Annotated in this window: 23 protein-coding genes; 22 read left to right on the forward strand and 1 reads right to left on the reverse strand. The window is 37.4% G+C overall.

The genetic code is table 11. The features are described from left to right. Nucleotides 1–20 precede the first annotated feature (20 nt). From CXF71_RS11760 to CXF71_RS11825, 13 genes are all read left to right on the forward strand, one after another. Nucleotides 21–1547, forward strand: coding sequence for an alanine/glycine:cation symporter family protein (locus CXF71_RS11760; RefSeq protein ID WP_101233148.1), 1527 nt, complete (start codon nt 21–23; stop codon nt 1545–1547). A 242-nt stretch (nt 1548–1789) separates the two neighbouring features. Then, a complete protein-coding gene (locus CXF71_RS21660) occupies nt 1790–1966 on the forward strand; it encodes an efflux RND transporter permease subunit (protein ID WP_232771458.1) in 177 nt (58 codons plus the stop codon). 304 nt (nt 1967–2270) lie between these two features. Then, a complete protein-coding gene (locus CXF71_RS11775; RefSeq protein WP_101233149.1) occupies nt 2271–2600 on the forward strand; it encodes a hypothetical protein in 330 nt (109 codons plus the stop codon). Nucleotides 2601–2679: 79 nt separating this feature from the next. Further along, nucleotides 2680–3003, forward strand: a complete 324-nt coding sequence (locus CXF71_RS11780) for a YeaC family protein (RefSeq protein ID WP_101233150.1) — start codon at nt 2680–2682, stop codon at nt 3001–3003. A 53-nt stretch (nt 3004–3056) separates the two neighbouring features. Then, nucleotides 3057–5927, forward strand: coding sequence for a DUF349 domain-containing protein (locus tag CXF71_RS11785; RefSeq protein ID WP_101233151.1), 2871 nt, complete (start codon nt 3057–3059; stop codon nt 5925–5927). 529 nt (nt 5928–6456) lie between these two features. Beyond that, nucleotides 6457–6639, forward strand: a complete 183-nt coding sequence (locus CXF71_RS11790) for a hypothetical protein (RefSeq protein WP_101233152.1) — start codon at nt 6457–6459, stop codon at nt 6637–6639. 82 nt (nt 6640–6721) lie between these two features. After that, nucleotides 6722–7192, forward strand: a complete 471-nt coding sequence (locus tag CXF71_RS11795; RefSeq protein WP_101233153.1) for a nuclear transport factor 2 family protein — start codon at nt 6722–6724, stop codon at nt 7190–7192. A 30-nt stretch (nt 7193–7222) separates the two neighbouring features. Further along, complete coding sequence (locus CXF71_RS11800) at nt 7223–7711, forward strand: arsinothricin resistance N-acetyltransferase ArsN1 family B (protein ID WP_101233154.1); 489 nt, start codon at nt 7223–7225, stop codon at nt 7709–7711. A gap of 246 nt (nt 7712–7957) precedes the next feature. Beyond that, on the forward strand, nt 7958–11233 hold the full coding sequence (locus CXF71_RS11805; protein ID WP_101233155.1) for an amidohydrolase family protein: 3276 nt from the start codon (nt 7958–7960) through the stop codon (nt 11231–11233). Between the two features lie 163 nt (nt 11234–11396). Beyond that, a complete protein-coding gene (locus CXF71_RS11810) occupies nt 11397–11615 on the forward strand; it encodes a DUF6500 family protein (RefSeq protein ID WP_101233156.1) in 219 nt (72 codons plus the stop codon). Nucleotides 11616–11672: 57 nt separating this feature from the next. Next, on the forward strand, nt 11673–11831 hold the full coding sequence (locus CXF71_RS11815; protein WP_101233157.1) for a DUF3012 domain-containing protein: 159 nt from the start codon (nt 11673–11675) through the stop codon (nt 11829–11831). A 133-nt stretch (nt 11832–11964) separates the two neighbouring features. Continuing rightward, a complete protein-coding gene (locus CXF71_RS11820) occupies nt 11965–12834 on the forward strand; it encodes an MYG1 family protein (protein ID WP_101233158.1) in 870 nt (289 codons plus the stop codon). Nucleotides 12835–12891: 57 nt separating this feature from the next. Beyond that, nucleotides 12892–13089 carry a CPXCG motif-containing cysteine-rich protein gene (locus CXF71_RS11825; protein ID WP_101233159.1) on the forward strand — a complete coding sequence of 66 codons (198 nt, stop codon included), beginning with the start codon at nt 12892–12894 and terminating at the stop codon, nt 13087–13089. A 185-nt stretch (nt 13090–13274) separates the two neighbouring features. Here the strand turns inward: CXF71_RS11825 and CXF71_RS11830 are convergent, their stop codons facing one another. Then, complete coding sequence (locus tag CXF71_RS11830; protein ID WP_101233160.1) at nt 13275–15626, reverse strand: TonB-dependent receptor; 2352 nt, start codon at nt 15624–15626, stop codon at nt 13275–13277. A gap of 152 nt (nt 15627–15778) precedes the next feature. Between CXF71_RS11830 and CXF71_RS11835 the strand changes: the two genes are divergently transcribed. From CXF71_RS11835 to minD, 9 genes are all read left to right on the forward strand, one after another. Further along, complete coding sequence (locus tag CXF71_RS11835) at nt 15779–16810, forward strand: AraC family transcriptional regulator (protein ID WP_101233161.1); 1032 nt, start codon at nt 15779–15781, stop codon at nt 16808–16810. A 369-nt stretch (nt 16811–17179) separates the two neighbouring features. Next, nucleotides 17180–17695, forward strand: coding sequence for a sel1 repeat family protein (locus CXF71_RS11840; protein WP_157826750.1), 516 nt, complete (start codon nt 17180–17182; stop codon nt 17693–17695). A 250-nt stretch (nt 17696–17945) separates the two neighbouring features. Continuing rightward, nucleotides 17946–18302 (forward strand): hypothetical protein, encoded by a 357-nt coding sequence (locus tag CXF71_RS11845; RefSeq protein ID WP_198559877.1) that lies wholly within the window; start codon nt 17946–17948, stop codon nt 18300–18302. Between the two features lie 393 nt (nt 18303–18695). Further along, nucleotides 18696–18947, forward strand: a complete 252-nt coding sequence (locus CXF71_RS11850; protein ID WP_101233163.1) for a hypothetical protein — start codon at nt 18696–18698, stop codon at nt 18945–18947. Between the two features lie 21 nt (nt 18948–18968). Next, nucleotides 18969–19175, forward strand: coding sequence for a hypothetical protein (locus CXF71_RS11855; protein WP_101233164.1), 207 nt, complete (start codon nt 18969–18971; stop codon nt 19173–19175). A 224-nt stretch (nt 19176–19399) separates the two neighbouring features. Then, complete coding sequence (locus tag CXF71_RS11860; RefSeq protein WP_101230703.1) at nt 19400–19630, forward strand: DUF904 domain-containing protein; 231 nt, start codon at nt 19400–19402, stop codon at nt 19628–19630. Further along, nucleotides 19630–19926, forward strand: a complete 297-nt coding sequence (locus CXF71_RS11865; RefSeq protein ID WP_101233165.1) for a cell division protein ZapA — start codon at nt 19630–19632, stop codon at nt 19924–19926. The genes CXF71_RS11860 and CXF71_RS11865 overlap by 1 nt, the downstream gene beginning before the upstream one ends. 530 nt (nt 19927–20456) lie before the next feature. Continuing rightward, on the forward strand, nt 20457–21188 hold the full coding sequence (minC, locus tag CXF71_RS11875; protein WP_101233166.1) for a septum site-determining protein MinC: 732 nt from the start codon (nt 20457–20459) through the stop codon (nt 21186–21188). 28 nt (nt 21189–21216) lie between these two features. Then, complete coding sequence (minD, locus tag CXF71_RS11880; RefSeq protein WP_101233167.1) at nt 21217–22026, forward strand: septum site-determining protein MinD; 810 nt, start codon at nt 21217–21219, stop codon at nt 22024–22026.

A 22026-nucleotide genomic window follows, 5' to 3' on the forward strand; every position in this document is an offset into this window, starting at 1 on the left:
AACAATCAGAGGAGTTAACCGTGCAAGAATTAGTCAATACTATCAACGGTATCATTTGGAGCCCCGCGCTTATTTATTTGTGTTTAGGCGCAGGTTTATTTTTCACAGTATTAACACGTGGTGTGCAAGTACGTCATTTTACTGAAATGTGGCGTTTATTACTTTCCGGTAAAAGCTCAGAAAAAGGGTTGTCATCATTTCAATCACTCTCAGTGTCACTATCTGGTCGTGTAGGTACCGGTAATATCGCTGGGGTTGCAACCGCAATTGGTTTTGGTGGGCCAGGTGCAGTATTTTGGATGTGGGTTGTTGCTTTCTTTGGTGCAGCTACGGCTTACATTGAATCAACCAACGCGCAAATTTATAAAGAAGAAGATGATGGATTCTACCGTGGTGGCCCAGCTTACTATATAGAAAAAGCGATGGGACAAAAGTGGTATGCCTGGATATTTGCCATCGCAACTATTCTTGCCTGTGGTTTAATGCTACCTATGGTGCAATCAAATGGTATTGGTGAAGCTATTACTATGGTCTTTGGTCAAGGTGATACCATTGAAACTGCGCTAGGTACATTGAGTATGGTGAAAGTATATACCGCTACAGGTATTGTATTATTACTCGGTTTTATCATCTTTGGTGGTGTGAAGCGTATTGCGAACTTTACCCAAGTTGTTGTGCCTTTCATGGCGCTAGCTTATATTTTAGTCTCACTGGTTATTATTGGTTTAAGTATCGATAAATTACCGGGTGTATTTATGATGATTATCAACGATGCTTTTAGCCCTATGGCGGGTGTTGGTGCTGCTATAGGTTGGGGTGTTAAACGTGGTGTTTACTCAAACGAAGCAGGTCAAGGTACTGGTCCACATGCTGCTGCCGCTGCCGAAGTTGAGCATCCTGCACAACAAGGTTTAGTACAAGCATTCTCAGTGTACATCGACACATTGTTTGTATGTTCTGCTACCGCGTTTATGATTTTAATCACAGGTGCATATAACGTACATGGCGCTGGCGAAGCATTCTTAATTCAAAACGTTGCTGCTGACGTTGCGGCTAATAGCCCTGCGTACACTCAACTTGCTGTTGAAAGTGTTTTTAGTGGCGTAGGTAAGCCCTTTGTCGCGATTGCCTTATTCTTCTTCGCCTTTACTACTATTTTGGCTTACTACTTTATTGCTGAAAACAATGTCTATTACATCCGTCGTACCTTAAAGATACCCGCGTTAAATTTAGGATTAAAAATAATGTTAATCAGTGCTACTTTTTACGGTACGGTTAAGGCGGCTGATTTAGCATGGGGCATGGGCGATATTGGTGTTGGTATGATGGCATGGCTTAATATCATCGGTATTATCATTATCTTCTTTATGTCGAAACCTGCTATTAAAGCGCTTAAAGATTATGAAGCACAACAAAAAGCAGGGGTGAAAAAATTCAGCTTCAACCCTAAGAAATTAGGGATAGAAAATGCTGATTTCTGGGAAGAGCGTTTTGCTCAAGATAACCCTCAAGAAAGTAAAGAAAGTACTAAAGAAAATGAAGGTTAATTAGCGATCTCATCCACATAGGTAAACTTTACGAAAGCGTAAACTAAAAAGCCGTTCATTATGAACGGCTTTTTTATTGGCTAATTGTTGTTTTGCTAACATTAGACGCACTGAGGTCAATAACGTTAAAAACGATTGTTTTTCGCCACTCAATTTACGCTGTAAAGTCCGTTTACTCATAGAGTTTATACGCGATTGTTATTTCAGTTGGACACCCTAACGGTAATTTAGGCACAATATCTTTGGCTGGTATTGTTATTAATAATGCGATTGTCTTGTTAGAGCGAATTAAAATTGAAGAGCAAGCACTGCCCGATGATCCTTGCCAAGCGATTATTAATGCTGCTCAGCAACGTCTTAGACCGATTGTACTAACGACGCTAACCACTATTTTGGGCTTAATACCGTTATATATATAGGGGGAGGGGTCTTTTGGGAACCCATGGCTATAGCGATAATGGGTGGATTGCTCTTTTCTACTGTATTCACCTTAGGTGTAATCCCTGTCGTTTATGCGGTATTGTTTTGTGTTAAAACGCCGACAAATTCGACGCGTGTATAGCTTATGCAAAACTTAGCTATTTTCAAAGATCATCACTAGTGAAATAGCAAAAAAGGTCAGGTATACTAAGCGCAATTAAAGTAGGTACCTTTACTTTTTCTTTTATAAAGAAAGTGGAGTACTTGCTTCTACGTTTTAACTATCATTACATGAGTAACTAAATGGCCGTTATTAATTGTCCGAGTTGTAAGAAAAAAATTTCTGATAAAGCAAAGACCTGTAATCACTGTGACCTTAATTTATCTGAACTTGGCTCCGATAAAGTTGCCAGCCTAAACCGTGCTAATACAATTAATAAAACCCAACGTTTGATGAATTACTCTTTTATCGCCATGTTGCTATTTTGTGGTGGTTTTTTATTTATGTTTAGAGATAATATCGCACCAGGTACTTGGCAGCATAACCTAGCTATGGTCAGTGCCATTATCGGTTTTGTCATGTACATTATCATTCGCGCCATGTTGCTCTTTACTAAGCGTAAAGCGAGTTAGTTTTGACTGTTAAAAGATTAACCCTTAGATGATAAAACGTACCACTTACACTTAATACTACTTATACCTCGGAATTCTAATGGATGTAATAAAAACCATAGACGCCATGTCAAATGACATGTATTTACGCTTAAAGTGTGCTGCAGAAACAGGGAAATGGCCTGAGGGCACGGTTGTTGATAAACCCCAACGTGCTACTGCTTTACAATTGAGTATGGCATATCAAGCTAGGCACTTAGACCATGATGAAATGCTGACCATAGGTCCAGATGGTCATATTGTTGAAAAAAACAAACGTCAGTTAAAAGCCGAGTTTTCTAGCAATAAGCCAGAAGAAACCCTTAAAAGCTGCAGTAAACCGACACAAGCGGACATCGCTTATTTCAGTAACAATGAGCTTTAAGTCTGAACTTAAATCACTCTCGTTATTCTCCAACTGAATGAATTAAAATAACTATGATCTTCTCCAAATTATTTAAAACAAAAGTTAACTGGCAGCATAAAGACGCAACTGTGCGTATTACCGCTATTTATGACGAATTATCGGCTGATAACCCTGAGCAATTCGCTATATTAATGGACCTTATCAAGCAAGATGTCAGTGACTTAGTACGCCGTGCTGCGCTTATCAAAGTAGGGTCTTTTGATTGCTACCTTGAAGCAAGTAAGGACAATAACCAAGCAAAAATAAAACAATTTGCCGCCAAACAAGTACATGATATTTTAGCCACTGATCACAATGTAGTGATCAGTACTGAGCAAAAGCAAACGCTATTAGCTCAACAAGCAGCAACACCTGTGTTGTCTACGGCTTTATTAGAAGCTTGGCTAGCGCATGAACAAAACAGCACTATTATGATCGCACTTTACCAGCATATAAGTGCACGTAAAACGACAATGCATTTATTAACGCATAGCTTTAGCCAAAAACAAAACCCTGATTTTCAAACTTATTTATTAAATCAAGTTGATGACAGTAAAGTATTAGAAAAACTGAGTAAAAAAGCATGTAATGAAGCATTAGCACAACAAATTCGAGATAAACTCGTTTCAATACAAGCAGCGGCTGAGAAACCACAAAAACTAGCAAAACAAATACAACTGACATTAGCCAAACTGCAGGCATTAAAAGATGTAGCTGATTACGGTGTTTATAAAAAGCGTAAGGCACTATTAATCACGGAATGGCAAACACTTGAAGCCGAATTTGAAGTATTTACTGCGGAAGAACTCACTGTTTTTAGTGATAAATATCAAAGCATAATGACTCATCTTGAAAAGCTGTTCATCGCCAAAGCTGAAAATTACCAGCAGCAAATAATAGCTGACAAATTAGCGCATGATAAACAGCAAGACAAAAAAGAGTTTACTCAACAGCTTAATCAAATCAGCCAAGGTATTACCACCGCAGTATTTTCAAGCGACAACTTTGATGAAGAACAATTCAAAGACTTGTTACGTCAGTTAACCAGCGATATTAAAGCATCAGTACTTAATAAAACTGAGCAAGACGGCTTTATTACGCAAGTAACGAAATTAGCTAAACGCTTAGGTGAAATACCACAAATTGCTGAGTCAGTTAGCGAAGCGACCAACCTAATTTCGAAAATATCACAATTAACGTTACCTAAGTCATTGGACGAGTTAAACGACCGTCAACAAACTTATCATGATTGGCTAAAAGCTTGGCGCGTTATTGAACAAAAAACCGCGAGTATTTTACCTGAATCCATTGTGCAAGCTCAAAAAGAAATCGTAGGAACTTGGCAGGGCGGTTTAAAGTCATTACAAAGTCAGCAAAAAGAATTGTTCTTTCAACATAAGAAAAAACTTCACGATATAAAACGTTTACTTAGTAATGGTAAATTCAAGGTTTGTTTTGGTTTGTTTAAAGGCGTGAAAGAAACTATTCACCAGTTATCTATCCAGCAACAGCAACAATTACAACGTGATTTTGACGAAGTTAGCGAAAAAATGGTGGAGCTTAGCGATTGGGAACATTATATCGCTACACCACGTAAACAAGAGTTATTGTTAGCTATACAAGCACTGGTTGCAACACCACTTGATAACCCGAATGAGCAAGCGACTAAAGTTAAAGCATACCGTAATACATGGAATTCGTTAGGTCATGCTGATGAAGATGTTGATAAGCAATTAAATGATCAGTTTAATCAACTTTGTGAACAAGCGTTTGCTCCATGTCGTTTATTTTATGCCGAGCAAGATAAAATTCGTCTGCAGCATTTAGAGCAACGTGAAAAATTATTAGAAAAAGCAGAACAGCTTGTTGTACACCTAAATGAGTCACAAGAAGCACAAACGGTAGATTTCAAAAAACTTGATGGTCAACTTAATAATTTACAACAGCAATGGAATAATGCGGGTGAAGTAGATCGTAACCAATATAAAAAATTACAGCTGAAATTTAACAGCGCTATTACGCCAATTAAAAATGCCATTAGCGTTTTTCATTTAAGTAATACTCAAGAAAAACAAGCCTTGATCGCTAAAGCAGAAGAGTTACTTGCTAGTGAAGACGTTTTAGTGGCCATTGAATCCGCGAAACAGTTACAGCAAACATGGCGTGAAGTAGGCTTCGCCGGTAATCATCAAGAAAATCAATTGTGGCAAAAATTCCGACAAGTTAATGATGCATTATTTTCAAAAAGACAACAGTTTAAGTCTGATCAACAAGCGGCGTTATCGACTCAACAACAAGTTTTTGTGGATCAAGTGATCATCATTGAAGAGTCTCTTAACGGCTTAACAAATAAAGATGATAACCAAGTTTTACAATCAATTGATCAACAAGCACAAACGTTACTTAAAGACGTTATTGCTAATAGACCTGTTATCAAGTCTGTAGCAAATCGTCTAGAAAAAATAATTAAGAACATTGAGCAAATCATAAAAAGTAATAGCCAAGTTAAGGAATCTCAGAGTTGGTTAAATCTGTTTGAGTTAATGACCTTACACGCTCAAAACAATCAAGAATTGACAGCATTACAAACATCAACTGTTTTCAATAAGTTGACGGTTTTTTGGCAAAAACGTTTCCAAGAACATGTTAAGTTAACGAAACAAGTACAAGGTAGTCATCGCTCGGATAAAACCTTAGAGATTGAAATACTGGGGAAAAGTGATTCGCCAGTGGAGTTAGCTGCACAGCGTATGAAAGTTCAAGTACAGTTAATGCAGGAACAAATGCTTTCTGGTACTGAGATTGATCTAAGTAAATTACTTGTTGATTGGTTAATGTTGGGGGCACTTGCTGAAGATGACTTGCCATTAATTGAACGTTTGAAAGGCATTTATTGCCAATAGGGTACACTAGCCTAGATGTTGGCTTTCTAAAAAAGCTTAACTCAATATCATACTAAAAATCAGTTTGTTTCTATTTATGAGACAAGCTGATTTTTTTGCCTGTGATTTCGATCCGAACAGTGGCGATTTTAAATGTCATATTCGTTAGGAAAACCCTGTAATTAACCCCTAGTAATGCCTAAAAATCCTGCCCTCACAATAGTAATCAGTGATTGTTAGCGTTAATTACGTTAACCCTCGACGAGTTAATATTAAACTAGGTCTAAAAAGTTATACCATTATTTGTACGCATATTTTTCCTTCCCTTCTTCGTTACTTACACGTAATCTTACTATTATTTTTTATAGAAAATAATAGTAAGATAAACAATTATGTATCGCTATATCAAGTCGATAAAAAGCTTTTCAAGACTAACGGTCATGCTAAAACGAATGTAGCTCAAAAACTATAATGAACCAGCATAGCTGTGCTAATTGCTTTTACTCTGTTTATTGAGCATTAATAATGCAACGTTATTAAAGGAATTAAAATGAAGATAATTTACACATTAATTTGTACTTTATTACTTTCGTCTTGTGTGTACTATGGCGTTCAACGCGACTTAGGGGGTAGTTCATCTATAGCTTGTTCGCAGGGTTCTTCTAAAGACAATGCAAAATGTAAAGCCGATATCAAAGCGGTAAATAATGAAATTAATAAACAAGCACAATAATTAGGTTAGTATTTAAAGAAATAGTGTTTTAAAGAGTATCTTGTTTATAAAACACTATTATACCAACAAAAAGGACGTTTTTATGAAGTTTTGGTTATCAAGTTTACTCGGTTTTTTCTTTGTATTTCCTCTAATGCTCAACGCGCAAGAGCAGAGCTTTGACTATGAAAAATTTACTAACGAATACTTTGCCGCTTGGACCAATGTTCAAAAGCCTAAAGCAACAAAGCAAGACTTAGAACATTATTTGACATTTTTAACTGATGATATTGGTTATCAGCATTTACCCTATTCAAATGATGATAGTCGTGCGCCCGATGGTAAAGCTATGATGCGCAAAGGCATGAATTATTACCTCGGTATTCATACCCAATACCAAGCCAAATTGACCAATAAATCGTTTGGTCACAATGTCATTATGATTGAATTTCACACCAAAGCGAAAGGCATACATCCTGATAATGGCCAAGAAATTGTAATTAACAATACCGTATTAGAAGTGTTCGAGATTGAAAAGGGTAAAATTTCTGTTATCCGTCATTACAGTAATTAATATTCAACCAAACCTATCTAAGGGGCTTATATGATACGAGTAGTACAAGACAATGATGCTGAGGCTATTTGTGATATTTATAATCATTACATTACCAATACTGTTATTACCTTTGAAGAGCAAACAATAACCTCTGCAGATATGTTAAGTAGGATCACAAATGTACTTAACGCTGAACTACCTTGGTTAGTTGTTGAAGATGAGACAGGAAATGTTGTTGGTTATGCTTATGCAGCCAAGTGGCGTGAGCGTTTCTCTTATCGATTTTCAGTAGAAGTTACTGTGTATTTATCACCTGAACATGGGAAGAAAGGTTTTGGCAGTCAGCTATACCGAGCCTTATTTGACAAGTTAAAAGCGTTGGGTATACATAGTGTTATTGGTGGTATTACCTTACCCAATGCTGCCAGTGTCGCTTTACATGAGAAATTGGGCATGGATAAGGTTGCTCACTTTAAAGAAGTCGGCTTAAAGTTTGACCGCTGGTTAGATGTCGGTTATTGGCAAGCCACGCTTTAGTCATTAAAATTTAGCTTCCAACATTTAGCCATAGCTATTTCAATGTGTTATTCATCCCATCATGACTTGTGGCAGTAAAAGCGTACAAAATTGCGCTTTTTTGCTGTGTTAATGTATCTTACAATTGTGACCAACCACCGTAATTGACTTACATTTTTTTAGCGTATGTGATTAAGTACGGTTAATTAAAAAGATAATTAAAACGTTAATTAATTCAATCAATACAAACGTATAAGGTAGCCATGTATGCCATCAAAAAAAATATTGTCTAAAAAACTTCTCCTGTCAGGTGTTGCGATTAGTGTTTTGTTGGCTTTGCCAACTGCATTTGCGCAGACAGCTAGCAATTCACCGGCTAAGACTAGCGAAGCAAGCGTAAAAGAAACTGCTGAAAAATGGTCTGTAAACGCTCCTCAAGGACAATTTACTACAGCAAATATAGATGTTCGTTCAGGAACTTGGATGAATGTCGATTTAAGTCCAGATGGTAAAACCATTGTCTTTGATTTATTGGGTGACATATACACCATGCCGGCCTCTGGCGGAGAAGCCAAAGCATTGATGACAGATATTGCTTGGCAAATGCAACCACGTTTTAGCCCAGACGGTAAGTACATTGCCTTTACGTCTGACGAAGATGGCGGTGATAATTTATGGGTAATGAAAGCCGACGGTAGTGATGCAAAAGCAGTAACCACCGAGACTTTCCGTTTATTAAATAGCCCTGCATGGTCACCTGATGGTAATTATATTGTTGGTCGTAAACATTATACCGGCTCTCGCTCCCTAGGTGCAGGTGAAGTGTGGATGTATCATAAGTCGGGTGGTAATGGCGTTATGTTAACCAAACGCCCTAATGAGCAAAAGGATTTAGGTGAGCCAGCATTCTCACATGACGGTAAATATGTCTACTTTTCACAAGATGCAACCCCAGGTAAAAGCTTTCATTATTCTAAAGACTCTGAAAAGGGCATTTATAAAATTAAGCGCCTTGAGCTTGAAACAGGCGAAATTAAAGTCGTAGTCTCAGGCAAGGGCGGTGCAATAAGACCAACGCTTTCTCCTGATGGTAAGTATTTAGCGTTTATTAGCCGTGATGACTTTCAATCAAACTTATATTTGTACAATCTTAAAAGTGGCGAGCAAACTAAAATTTACGATGGTTTAGACCGTGATATGCAAGAAACATGGGCTATCCATGGTGTTTATCCTACCATGGCTTGGACCCCTGATAGCGATGGTTTAGTATTCTGGTCTGGGGGTAAAATTAATCAATTATCACTTGAATCTAAAAAAGCTAAAGTCATTGATTTTCATGTTAAAACACAAAAGAAAATTCAAACAGCAGTCCGCTTTACTCAAGATTTAGATCAAACAACGTTTAATACTAAAATGTTGCGTGATGTAAAAGTATCACCTGATGGTAAAGTCGCTGTTTTTGAATCGATGGGTCTTCTTTATATCAAAAGCTTACCTGATGGAAAACCAAAACGCTTAACAAAACAACAAGGTCAGTTTGAACTGAATCCAAGTTTCTCACGTGATGGTAAAAAGATTGTTTACGTGAGCTGGGACGATAAAAGTTTAGGTCAAGTACGTGTTGTTTCTAGCCGCGGTGGCAAAGGTAAATCAATCACCAGTGAACCGGGTAAATATGTTGAACCAAGCTTTTCACCCAATGGTAAAATCGTTGTGTATCGTAAATTTCGTGGTGGGAATATTACCGACCCTACCTGGGGATTAAACCCTGGTGTATATGTTGTATCAGCGAAAGGTGGTGACACTAAACTGGTTACTGAAAGTGGCGTACAACCACATTTTGGCGCTCGAAATGATCTAATTTATGTGACCCGAGACGGAGAGACACCTCATATTTCACGGATAGATTTAGATGGTCAACATGATACTAAATTATATCAGGGCAAGTTTGCCTCTGAGTATCGTGTCTCGCCAAATGGTAACTACCTAGCTTTTGCCGAGCGCTTTAAAGTTTTTGTTACGCCATTTGTAGAACGTGGTGATGTCATTGATATTGGTCCCAAAGCTAAAAATTTACCGGTGGAGCAGTTATCTGTACGTGCAGGTGAAGGTATTAATTGGAACGGTAAATCAAACGAGCTTTATTGGAGTCTTGGTGCTGATTTATATCAAGCTTCGGTAAAAGGCTTATTTGATATCAGTACAAAAACAAGTGAGACAACGGCCGATAAAAAAGCAGACAAACCGGTAGTTGAAGCTAAGGTCATTAACTTAAGTTACCAGCAAAAAGTTGATATTCCATCGGGTTATGTCGCTTTTGTTGGCGGTAAAGTTATCACGATGGAAGGTGAGCAAGTTATTGAAAACGGCGTTGTGCTTGTTGAAGGCAACAAAATCAAAGCGGTAGGCACTAAAGACCAGGTAAAAATCCCAAGTGATGCCATGATCATTGATATTACCGGCAAAACAGTAATGCCAGGGTTAATTGATGCCCATGCACATGGCTCACAAGGCAGTAATGAGATTATTCCACAACAAAACTGGAAAAATTATGCTGGTTTAGCACTAGGTGTTACCACTATTCATGATCCTTCAAATGATACCACGGAATTTTTTGCTGCCAGTGAAATGCAAAAAGCCGGTAAAATAGTCGCCGCCCGTTTATTCTCAACAGGTACTATTTTATATGGTGCCACTATCCCAGGATATACTTCACATGTTGATAGTTTAGATGATGCTAAATTTCATGTTGAACGTTTAAAAGCGGCAGGGGCCTTTAGTGTTAAAAGCTATAACCAACCACGTCGTAATCAACGCCAGCAGTTTATTCAAGCAGCGCGTGAATTAGAAATGATGGTTGTACCTGAAGGTGGCTCGTTATTGCAACATAACCTAACCATGGTTGTTGATGGACATACTACGTTAGAGCATTCTATTTCCACCGCTAATATTTACGATGATATCAAACAGTTATGGTCACAATCTGACATGGCTTACACCCCAACTATGGGTGTTGCGTATGGCGGTATTTCCGGCGAAAACTATTGGTATGATACAACCAATGTATGGGAACACCCACGTTTAAGTAAATATGTGCCAAGTGAGTTTTTAGATCCGCGCTCTATGCGTCGACCAAAAGCCCCGCTTCATCATTACAATCACTTTAACGTAGCAAAAGTGGCGAAAGAAATGCAAGACTTAGGTGTTGAAGTAAATGCTGGTGGTCATGGCCAACGTGAAGGTTTAGCAATGCACTGGGAAATGTGGATGATGGCACAAGGTGGCATGACGCCACTACAAGCTATTCGTACTGCTACTATTTCTCCAGCAAGATCGCTTGGCTTGGATAAAGACTTAGGTTCATTAACCGTAGGTAAATTAGCGGATATGATTGTTATTGATGGCGACATCACTAAGGACATTCGCCTAAGTGATAAAGTAACTCATACCATGGTTAACGGACGTTTATATAACGCGGATACCATGAATGAGATTGGTAACTACGATAACAAGCGTGAAAAATTCTATTTCGAAGAGAAATAGCTACTTTAGTTAACCTAACCTCTGTTTAATTGGCAGTTAACATCGCGTAAAATAAAAGCCAGCAATTTATACTTGCTGGCTTTTCAGTTTGTTTTAGTTTCGCTCAGCTACAACAAACTAAATGATGGCAAGAACCATGATAAATTTAAAAGGAAATTAACGCGTGAAAGTGAGTTTACAAGAAAAAATTATCGACGTTTGTGATAAAAAGGTTGCTCAAAAAGGCACTAATGTCGGTTTATCATTTTATGCATTTTTTGCAAATAAAAATGATGATCCTGAATTATTGATGGCAGCAGCTACGTGGTGGATCATCACGCATAAACTGGATCACTTTGAAAAAGCCTTAAAAATTAAAGCGCTAGTAATATCTGAGCAGTAAATAATTCTAGTGAACTGGAATTATTGGTTGTCTACATTATATAAATTAGGAAATTTCATGAAAAAAATTATAAGTCTTTGCTTTGCTATTGTCATGCTTACCGCTTGTTCTCCTAACATAGGAAGCGAAGAATGGTGTACTGATATGAAAGAAAAACCTACAGGAGATTGGACAGCAACAGAAGCTAAAGATTTTACTAAGCACTGCATCTTTTAAAGTAAAGTTGGCTATATTCGTATAGAATCCTGCCTATAACTTTTACTGAGGAACTTTTCAAAACAGAAAAGTCTAAACAGTGAATTTACACTAGCAACACCTTCTTATCCCTTTCTAAAATGACCCAAAATAAATGAATAATATAACGATAGCAACGCACAACGGTAATTTTCATGCAGATGATGTTTTCAGTATCGCCGCACTAAAAAACATTTTCCCGTCTATTGAACTCATACGTACACGTAATTTAGAACTTATCGCTAAAGCAGATATTGTCATCGATGTAGGTGGTGAATATGATGCCGATGCGGGTCGTTTTGATCATCATCAACGTGGCGGCGCTGGTGAGCGTGAAAATGGTATTCCTTATTCTTCGTTTGGTTTAATTTGGCAGAAGTATGGTTTAGAAATTTGTCAGGGTAATCAAGAGGTAGCTAATTCCGTTGATGCTGGTTTAGTATCAACGATTGATGCCATTGATTGTGGTCATGTCGACGGTGTTGCTCAAGGCATTAGCCTTAGCCAAACAATTTCCATGTTCAACCCAACTTGGCAAGAAGATAGTCACTTTGATGCTTGTTTTGATGAAGCGGTTGAATTTGCATCGCGTGTTTTAACACGATTCATTGCCTCTGCTAACGGTGGCATTAGTGCAAAAGATATTGTTGCTAAAGCTATCGAGAATGCCAAAGATCCTCGAGTGATCGTTTTAGAACAATATACTCCGTGGAAAAGAACGGTACACGCACTGTCTGAAGTGGCTTTATACATGGTTTACCCATCAAACTCTGGGCAATGGCGAATTCAAACAGTGCCAGTAGAGCCTGGTTCATTTGAAGACAGAAAACCATTACCTAACGGTTGGGCGGGTTTATCTGATCAAGCGCTTAAAGACGTAACGGGTATTGATGACGCAATGTTTTGCCATAATGGTTTATTTATTGCGGGCGCAGAATCCTTTGAAAGCACCATGAAAATGGCCGCTATGGCACTTGAAGCATAATAAAATCTGGTCTTTGATTTGTTATGCCTTGTCGATAAATATGGAGAATCGTAACCATTGAATCAATTAACTAAGCAGTCCATAGGTTGTCCCTACTGTGGTGAAACGATTAAAGTACTCATTGATTCAACTGACGTGGCACAGCAGTATATTGAAGATTGCCATGTATGTTGTAGACCGATAAATTTTTTAGTATTTGAAAGTGATGATGGTGAGCTCACTGTGAGTGTTTACAGTGAAGATGACGCGTTTTAATAAGTCCATAATGCTAAATTTTTTAATGCCAGTAATCACTTGTTGTGAAGATTCAAACCATTAAATGCTGAAGTAAATGAAGATAAAATAAGAGAAGTGAGTTGTTATGATGCTAATGCAACTCAACAACTCACTTACTATTTTTTCATGTGTTAATTTATAACGTTAGATTACGTTAGCATCAACTAGAAGTTATAATCAACCTGTATGCCATAGGTCGCTGGTCGGTCGACAAAGCCATAAAAAGTATCGGTACCAAAAGTACTACCCGACAATGGATTGTTACCCACATAAGTTAATACTTCTTCATTAGTCATGTTTTTACCAAACAGGGCGATATTCCAGTTTTCACTTTCAAGCGCAATACGCATATCCACTTTGTCATAAGCGTCAACTTCATATAGCGGGTTCAAGTTCACATCAACATTTTGTTTTGCTGAATGGTAAAGACCTAGCGTGGTTCTGAAATACTCGAAACCTAAAAATGATATATCCGTAAAGTAGTCAAAACCAATGCTGGCAGTAAACTTAGGGGTATATTGCCCAGACTTGCCAGTATAATCACAAAGTTGGTTACCATCAGCACCCATGTCACCATCAGGAACTTGTCTGCTATGACAGTTACCATTAGTGAAATCTTTGTATTCATGGTCTAAATAAGCCATACCATATTGCATTGACAAACCATCGAGTATTATCCAGCGACCGTCAACTTCAACGCCTTGTACAACCGTTTCTTTGGCATTACCCACATTGAAACCTAGTACGCCATCAAATTGACTAACTTGCAAGTTATCGTATTCAGTGCGATAAAAAGATAAGTTTACTTCTAAAGTATCATCGAGTAATAAAGACTTTATCCCCATTTCATAGGCAGTTGCTTCTTCTTCTTCAAATTCCCATGAATTAACATTATTTGCTCGCGCATCGAAACCACCAGCTTTAAAGCCTGTCGTCGCAGAAGCATAAGCCATAATATTTTGATCAATTTTATAACTTACATTAATCAGTGGTGTAAAAGAGGTTTCATTACGTTCACCTTGTAGGTTATGACCTTCGGGTGAATAAGGGCTCTGTTCACTTTGAATACCAAATACAACATCAAATAAAGCAGGTGACATTGGGTTTGTGGTAATGTCACCGGTACTTACATCAGTAATATTCATTACACGCGATGACGTTTTGTCTTCACTGGTATAACGTGCACCTAAGGTTAGTGTTAACGCATCAGTAAAGTGATAACGACCTTGGAAAAACGCGGAATACATCTCAGTGTCTAATTGGTAATTTCGACCTGCTGCTTGGCCATTAAGTGAGGCTAACGCTCCGCCAGAGACTAAACCTAAGACACTATTGGTTGGTATTATGATGTTGTCATCAAAGGCAAGCTCACTGCTTTGGTAAAATAGCCCACCTAACCAATCAAATTTTTCGCCTACCGGAGAGACTATTCTAATTTCTTGACTGAACTGCTCATACTCTTCATCAATAAACACTGAAAAAATAGGCGCTGCAGTATAGTCACAATCACAGGTTTCAACAAAGTCGTATGAAACTAAACCTGATACCGTGGTAAGGGTATAATCACCAAATTTGAAGTTAGCCGTTAACGTGGCATTATTTAAGCTGTTGTTATTGCTTTCTTCAGCGTCAGCTTGGCGCTCATAATTTAATTCACTTTCAGTGATTGCACCAGGATGACCCAAAGCCCCTAATATTTGACTAAATGTTGCGCCAGGCATAGGAGAGCCTGCAAGGGCTGGTTCATCTTTAATTACTTCTATTTGTCGGCCAGTACCATCAAATTCATCTTGTTCAATTTTGAATAAGAAGTTCATGGTATCACTTGGCTCCCATAATAAACTCAAACGAACGGCACTTTCTTCACGGATCGTTTCATCACGATCTTTAAACGTATTTTCAATATAGCCATCTTCTGAATAGTCTCTAACCGCTAACCTTGCTGACAAAGTATCAGTTAATGAGCCAGATACCATACCGGTGAATTCAGTGGCGCCATTGGTCGGTTGGTACTGTACACCCAAGTGTATTTCAGTATCTTGTGTCGGTTTAGCAGAAGATAAGTTCAACGCACCGGCAACAGAGTTCTTACCAAACATAATCGATTGTGGTCCTTTTAAGACTTCAATCCTTTCTAAATCGAGAAACGGCATACGGAGTAATTGTTGGCGACCATAATGTACGCCATCGATATATTGACCTACAGATTGCTCAAAGCCTTGGTTATTCCCCGTACCAATACCTCGGATAAACATTTGAGTACTAATGCCTGTTTCGGTCATATGTAAATTTGGCACCGAATATTGTAAGTCATCAATTTTTTCAATGCTTTTTTCTTTTAGATCAGCAGAACTAAGCACGTTCATTGATATCGGCGTTTCTTGTGCGTTTTCCGATCTCTTTTGTGCCGTTACTTGAATCACTTCTAGGGTTACTTGCTCTTGCGCTGTTGCAGCGTTAATTGCTAAAGCGCATGCACTCAAGGTGAATATGCTTTTTATTGCTTTGTTCTTCATGTTATCTGACTCTCTTATTATAATTATAATTTTTGGTAACCTTAATAATATAAAGATGAGTGATAGTGAAGATAAGGTGATAAGCGGTCAACTTTAAGTGAAAAGCGGTCAATTTGTGGTTAACTAGAGCTAAATAACAAAAAGAGAAATTTATGATGGTTCCACAAAATAGTTTGCCCGCTAATTTTACTGGCCAAGTATTTGCGCATAAACTTAACTTTATTTCGACCACCTTATCTAACAACGGCATTGAATTATCGTGTTTGTTAAAGGGCACAGATATTGAGTTGGAGGGATTAAATGACCGTGAATATAAAATTAATAAAGAACAAATAGTCTCTTTTTATCGAAATATCTTAGCGTTAGAAATCCCTGGCGTGAGTTTATTGTTGGGCGCATCTATAAAACCTAAAGATTACGGCTTATATGGTTGTACGTTATTATGCTGCAAAGACCTACGTTCATTGCTTGAGTTTTCGCTTCGCTACCATAACTTAGTTACTAAAACGGTCAATATGTCATTACATGTTGAAGGCGAGTTAGGACAATCATGTATTCGTTTTGAAGATCTTCTGTTTGCCAGTGACTTAGCCGAATTTAATATAGAACTGCAGTGCGTGATAGTTTTATCTCTAGTAAGAGATTTTTTAGACTGCGAAGACTTCTCGTTTGATGCCTTAAGGTTTAGTTTTGATAAACCAACACATCATAAAGGCTATGAAGACTTTTTTGGTTGCCCAATTAGTTATGGTAATCAATATAGTGAATTTGTCTTTAGTGACGATAAATGGTCATTGAACACTCCTAAAAGTAATCCTTTCGCCATGCCGTTATTGCTTAGTCAATGTGATTCGGTATTAAGTTCAGTCCTGTCAAAAAACGAGTTTTTAATCACCATAAATAAATGGATTTCTGCGAATATGCATAAAGAACTTTGTGCTGAAAATTTAGCGAGTGACCTATATCTAACACCGAGAACGCTGCGCAGAAAATTATCTGAACAGGGCACAAGTTTTAGAGACATAGTTAAAGAGTTACGCTGTAGTGCCGCAAAAAAGTTGATAACAGAAACACAGTTGACCATTGAAGACATTGGTTGCTCTATTGGCTTTAATGATGTGTCAAATTTCAGAGCTGCTTTTAAAAAGTGGACAGGACAAACCCCATCAAACCTAAGGATGTGATTACGCATAATTATTGGATTAGTCCCATGCACTTTTGTCTACTTTTAAAGGGATACCGAGACGTACACTGTTATGAAACTATGTCTTTCCAACGATAATGTTTGAGATTAAATCAGCAGTATTCACTATCACGTTGTGCGTATTGAAGTGATTAGAGATAAATTGTATGCCCTGTTTTTTCAATTCCATTATCCCCAGATGTTACTAATACCTCTCATAATGTCCAACTAGTTATAAAAGCAATTTTTTTGGTTTCTAATAGATTGATACTATGGGATATTAAGATAAATTATTTAATTTTTTGGTACGGTCTTACTAAGACCTATCGATAAATAAGCTGTTAGGCTATTTCTATTCCCAAGGGTGACTATGTTAAAAAGAATAATATTGTCGATTTTATTTGTAACATCATTTAATTCATTTGCTCAAAGACCATTAGATCCAAACTTTGCTTTTCAGAAAGAGCGTTTGGGGTTAAAACAATTTAAAAAAGGTGATTATAAAGGGGCTTTCTCTAATTTAAGTGAACTTGCTGCATGGGGGTTTAAGGATTCTCAATATGCTGTAGCATTTATGTTTTTAAAAGGTCAACACGTTAAACAGTCAACTCTAATTGGAATGAGTTGGTTGGCATTAGCTGCTGAATCAGAAAGGAAAGACTGGGTAAATCAATTTGATAGTTTTTATTCTGCCACCACGGAACAAGAACAGCTAAAACTTGATAAAATGATCAAAAATTATAAATCTAAATTTGGAATGAAAGCTCAGAGAGTAACTTGTAGTAAAACACAAAAACCAGGTTCATTGAGATATGTCATTGATTGTATCAAAGGCGATTATTATGTTCACAAATATGAGATCGACTTAATAGAACCGGAATTATAGGCTAACAAGTTTATTAAAAAGCCAAATAACAGTTGGTTTATTCCTACTTCGTTGCATATTGTTAACCAACTATATTTTCCGCTAAGCCAGCGGTATATGGCTTTTGTTATGCGAGGTTTGTAGCTTTAGATGGTTCATATCAATAAAAGTTTGTTATTTTAACGTAATATAACATAGGATTGGCTTACTAATTTATGAATAAGCAAAGCCTTATAATACATCGAATAATAAATATAAAAGGGTGAGTAAAATGGTAAACATGTTAATTGAGTATCAACTTAATGGCGGTGATGTTATTGAGATTAATCATCCAGAAGAGTTAGAGTTTAGAGACTTGGACGGTAACAGTTTGGGAAATTCCGAGGTTATTAAGCTTCATAACAATGATCTAATATTGGCTGAAGCTGCATTCGTAATTTCAGCCGACCATGCGAATGTTATTATACCAAGCGATGCTGCATTTATGGAATCAAAAGCAGGAGTAAAACAACCTTTTGATTTTAATGGCCTTGTAAAAGACTGTGGCTTTCATTCTGTTAAATATAAATTTGATAGACAAGGTGATAAGAGCTCTGATTGGGTACTCGCTTATCCCCAGCATCAATAAATCTAAAATAGAGGCTACCAATTTTAGTAGCCTCTATGGTCTAAAAAATCATCTTCAAAGATAATTTTTAGTACGCTTTATTCAGAACACTTTAAAACCGATAAGTATACCCGTTCCACTTGAAGATGCAGGTTTCAGCTGGAATTATAAACGCCTTTAGGCAAGGCATTGATTGAAGAGAATAGTTATTCTATTGTCGAAATCAATAACGCAGCATAAAGCGTTTATAAACCAGCCCTTTGGGGAAGCCTGAGCAAAACATACTCGTCGTTACATTTGTTTTTAAGGGAGTGACCCTTAACAAAAAAATGTGCCTTGATTATGATTCGCTCAAGCTTCCTGAAACGAGCATCTTCAAGAGGAGCGGGTATATAAATTACTAAGGAGTTGGTGATGCCGACAAATAAGCACAAACGAAAAGCTTCATCTCATTCTAAATCGTCTAAACCTGTCCAATCATCTGGACTGATGACAACACATCCCAAAGCTTTTGCTTTAGGTGGATTGCTCTTTGTTGCATTAGGTATATATCTTTTGGCGTTCGAATCTCAAAATAATGCCATGTTTGGTATTGCTATGCTGTCGCTTATTGCAGGCACAGTGACAACAATTTATGCGAACTTTGCTGTACCTAAGAAGAAATAACTTAAAGCAGGGGATTTTTTAATGGATAGTGCATCAATAATGCTGTGGAGTGTTTTATTTGGTGGTATAGGCATAGGCTATTTTGTCTATGGAAGAAAGCAAAAAGCGATTGTGCCTTTTTGTACAGGTCTCGCACTTTTTGTATTTCCCTATTTTATGTCTAGCGTAACTATGTTGCTTATTGTTGGTGTTATTTTGGTAGCAATACCGTATTTCATCAAGATTTAAGCGGTTTAAGGATGCTTGACATAAACTAACCTTGTTAAAAAGGTTAATTGTAATTGGTTAATTTTTATCATAAAAGTCTGTTTTTTGAACGTTATTATCCAATCTTTTTTGACGTTGCTAATTGTTACATAAATTACGACGATAATCGTACTAAATAGTAGCATTCTGTCTCACTTTAGATTAAATTTGCGCCTTAAATTTACTACAGTTAAAAAGAGCGCCTTATGCTAGAAAATACTCTCCCTCAACTCGAACAACTGATTGAAGATATCATCGCAAAAAATAACCAACTTAAAAGTCAAGTTGTAGAGCTAGAGCAGCAAAAATCATTACTTATTGATGAAAATGAAACGCTGCAACTTGAAGCACTTGACGGTGAAGAAAAACAAAAACAGACAAACAATGTATTAACCAGCCTACTAGGTAAATTGCAAAGTGTAGAAGAGGTTAATTAATGATTGCTGAAGACTCTAAAGGTATCAGCATTGAAATTATGGGCAAGCAACATCAGTTTTCTTGCTCAGCTGAACAAGCAGAGGATTTAAATCAAGCCGCTAATAGCCTCGCTGTTATGTGTGCTGACATTAAGAAACAAAAAGGTGCGGTTAACAGTGAACGTGCTTTATTGGTTGCATCAATTAATTTAAGTTATTCACTATTAATAGCAAACAATAAGCTTAAACACTCTCAACACCAGCAAAATGCTTTGATTTCGACACTAAAAAGCGCCTTATACCAAACGGAACAATAAATTAGTTCGTTTGGCTTTATAGCCGTTCCACTTGATGGTGCGTAATTAAGCTGGAGTGTGTATACCCGCTCCACTTGAAGATGCAGGATTCAGCTGGAATTATAAACGCCTTTAGGTAAGGCATTGATTAAAGATAATAGTTATTCTATTGTCGAAATCAATAACGCTACATAAAGCGTTTATAAACCAGCCCTTTGGGGAAGCCTGAGCAAATCATATTCATCGTTACATTTGTTTTTAAGGGAATAACCATTAATAAAAAAATGTGCCTTGAATATGATTCGCTCAAGCTTCCTGAAACGAGCATCTTCAAGAGGAGCGGGTATATATAAGCGCATTTATTTTTTCAGTATTATTGTTATCAGTGAATAAGATAAGAGTAATACTGGAAATGTTATGTCTAAGTACCTTATTTTTAGGTATATTATGCTTTAGTCGATTATCTTTAGGTAGATTAGCTTTAATTCGATCACCTTTAGGTAAATTATCACTAGATACGTTGAGTTGTCTTATTTAGGAAAATCTTCATTATGGCAGATGCCAGCATTGAATTTAAAGGTACAAGTTTTACCCTATCTGTTTTACATTTGAAAACCTCAAAGTTAGCTGATATCCGTGCTGATCTAGAAAAAAAAGTAGCACAAGCACCTGATTTTTTTTATCTCGTTCCTATCGTGGTTAATATTGAAAAACTAGAGTGTGCCATTGATTATCAATCGGTAATAACACTCATTGAAGAATTCAACTTCACCTTCGTTGGCTTTACTGGATCGGTAACTAAAGACCAACGTCAGCTTATTCGAGCGCTTGGCTTTTCTTTTGTGAATACAGCGAAAGCTAATGCCTCGACAAATACTTCGGAAAAATCTACTACATCTGAAAAAATAGACGTAGTAAAAAGCGAACAAATTGTCACACCACCTAAATCAAACTTATACACAGACAAAGTTCACCGTGGGCAAATTCGCTCTGGTCAGCAAGTGTATGCTAAAGATCAAAATTTGGTGGTAATTGGCTCAGTATCCGCTGGCGCTGAAGTTATTGCTGATGGCAACATTCATGTTTATGGCTCGTTACGCGGAAGGGCTATTGCTGGTGCACAAGGCCATCATAAAGCACAAATATATTGCCAAAAACTCGAGGCTGAGTTGGTCTCTATTAATGGTAATTATTGGCTGAGTGAGTCCATGGAGCAACACTGGGGCTCACCTGTATATATTCATTTGACTGACAGCGAACTAACGTCATCAAAACTCATTTAATTATTAATTTATAAAGGATATTCGGTCTATGGCACGAATAATAGTGGTTACATCAGGCAAGGGTGGTGTGGGTAAAACGACATCAAGTGCTGCGATTGGTCTTGGTTTAGCGTTGAAAGGTAATAAAGTTGTCTTAATTGATTTCGATATAGGCCTTCGCAACCTGGATTTAATTATGGGTTGTGAACGACGTGTTGTTTATGATTTTGTTAATGTAATCAATGGTGAAGCTACCTTAAATCAAGCACTGATTAAAGATAAACGCGTTAGTAGCTTGTCTATCTTACCCGCCTCGCAAACACGTGATAAAGATGCGTTAAATAAAGAGAATGTCGGTAAGGTGCTTGAAGACCTAGGTAAACTCTATGATTATATTATTTGTGATTCTCCTGCTGGCATAGAAGCGGGCGCAATGATGGCACTTTATTATGCCGACGAAGCGATAGTAACCACCAATCCTGAAGTATCATCAGTACGTGATTCTGATCGCATTTTAGGTATGCTAGCAAGTCGCTCACGCAGAGCTGAACTTGGTTTAGAGCCAATAAAAGAGCATTTGTTATTAACTCGTTATTCTCCTAAGCGTGTTGAAGAGGGGGAAATGCTTAGTGTTGAAGATGTAGAAGATATTCTTTCAATTCCTCTGTTAGGTGTTATCCCAGAATCACAAGCAGTGCTTAAAGCATCCAATGCTGGCGAACCGGTAATTTTAGATACAGAAAGTGATGCAGGCAAAGCTTATCAAGATGTGGTAGATCGTCTTTTAGGTGAAACGGTTGATTTTAGATTTATACTTGCCGAGAAAAAAGGCATTTTCAGTCGTATGTTTGGAGGATAA

This window comes from Colwellia sp. 12G3, from assembly GCF_002836775.1.
Lineage (GTDB): Bacteria > Pseudomonadota > Gammaproteobacteria > Enterobacterales > Alteromonadaceae > Colwellia.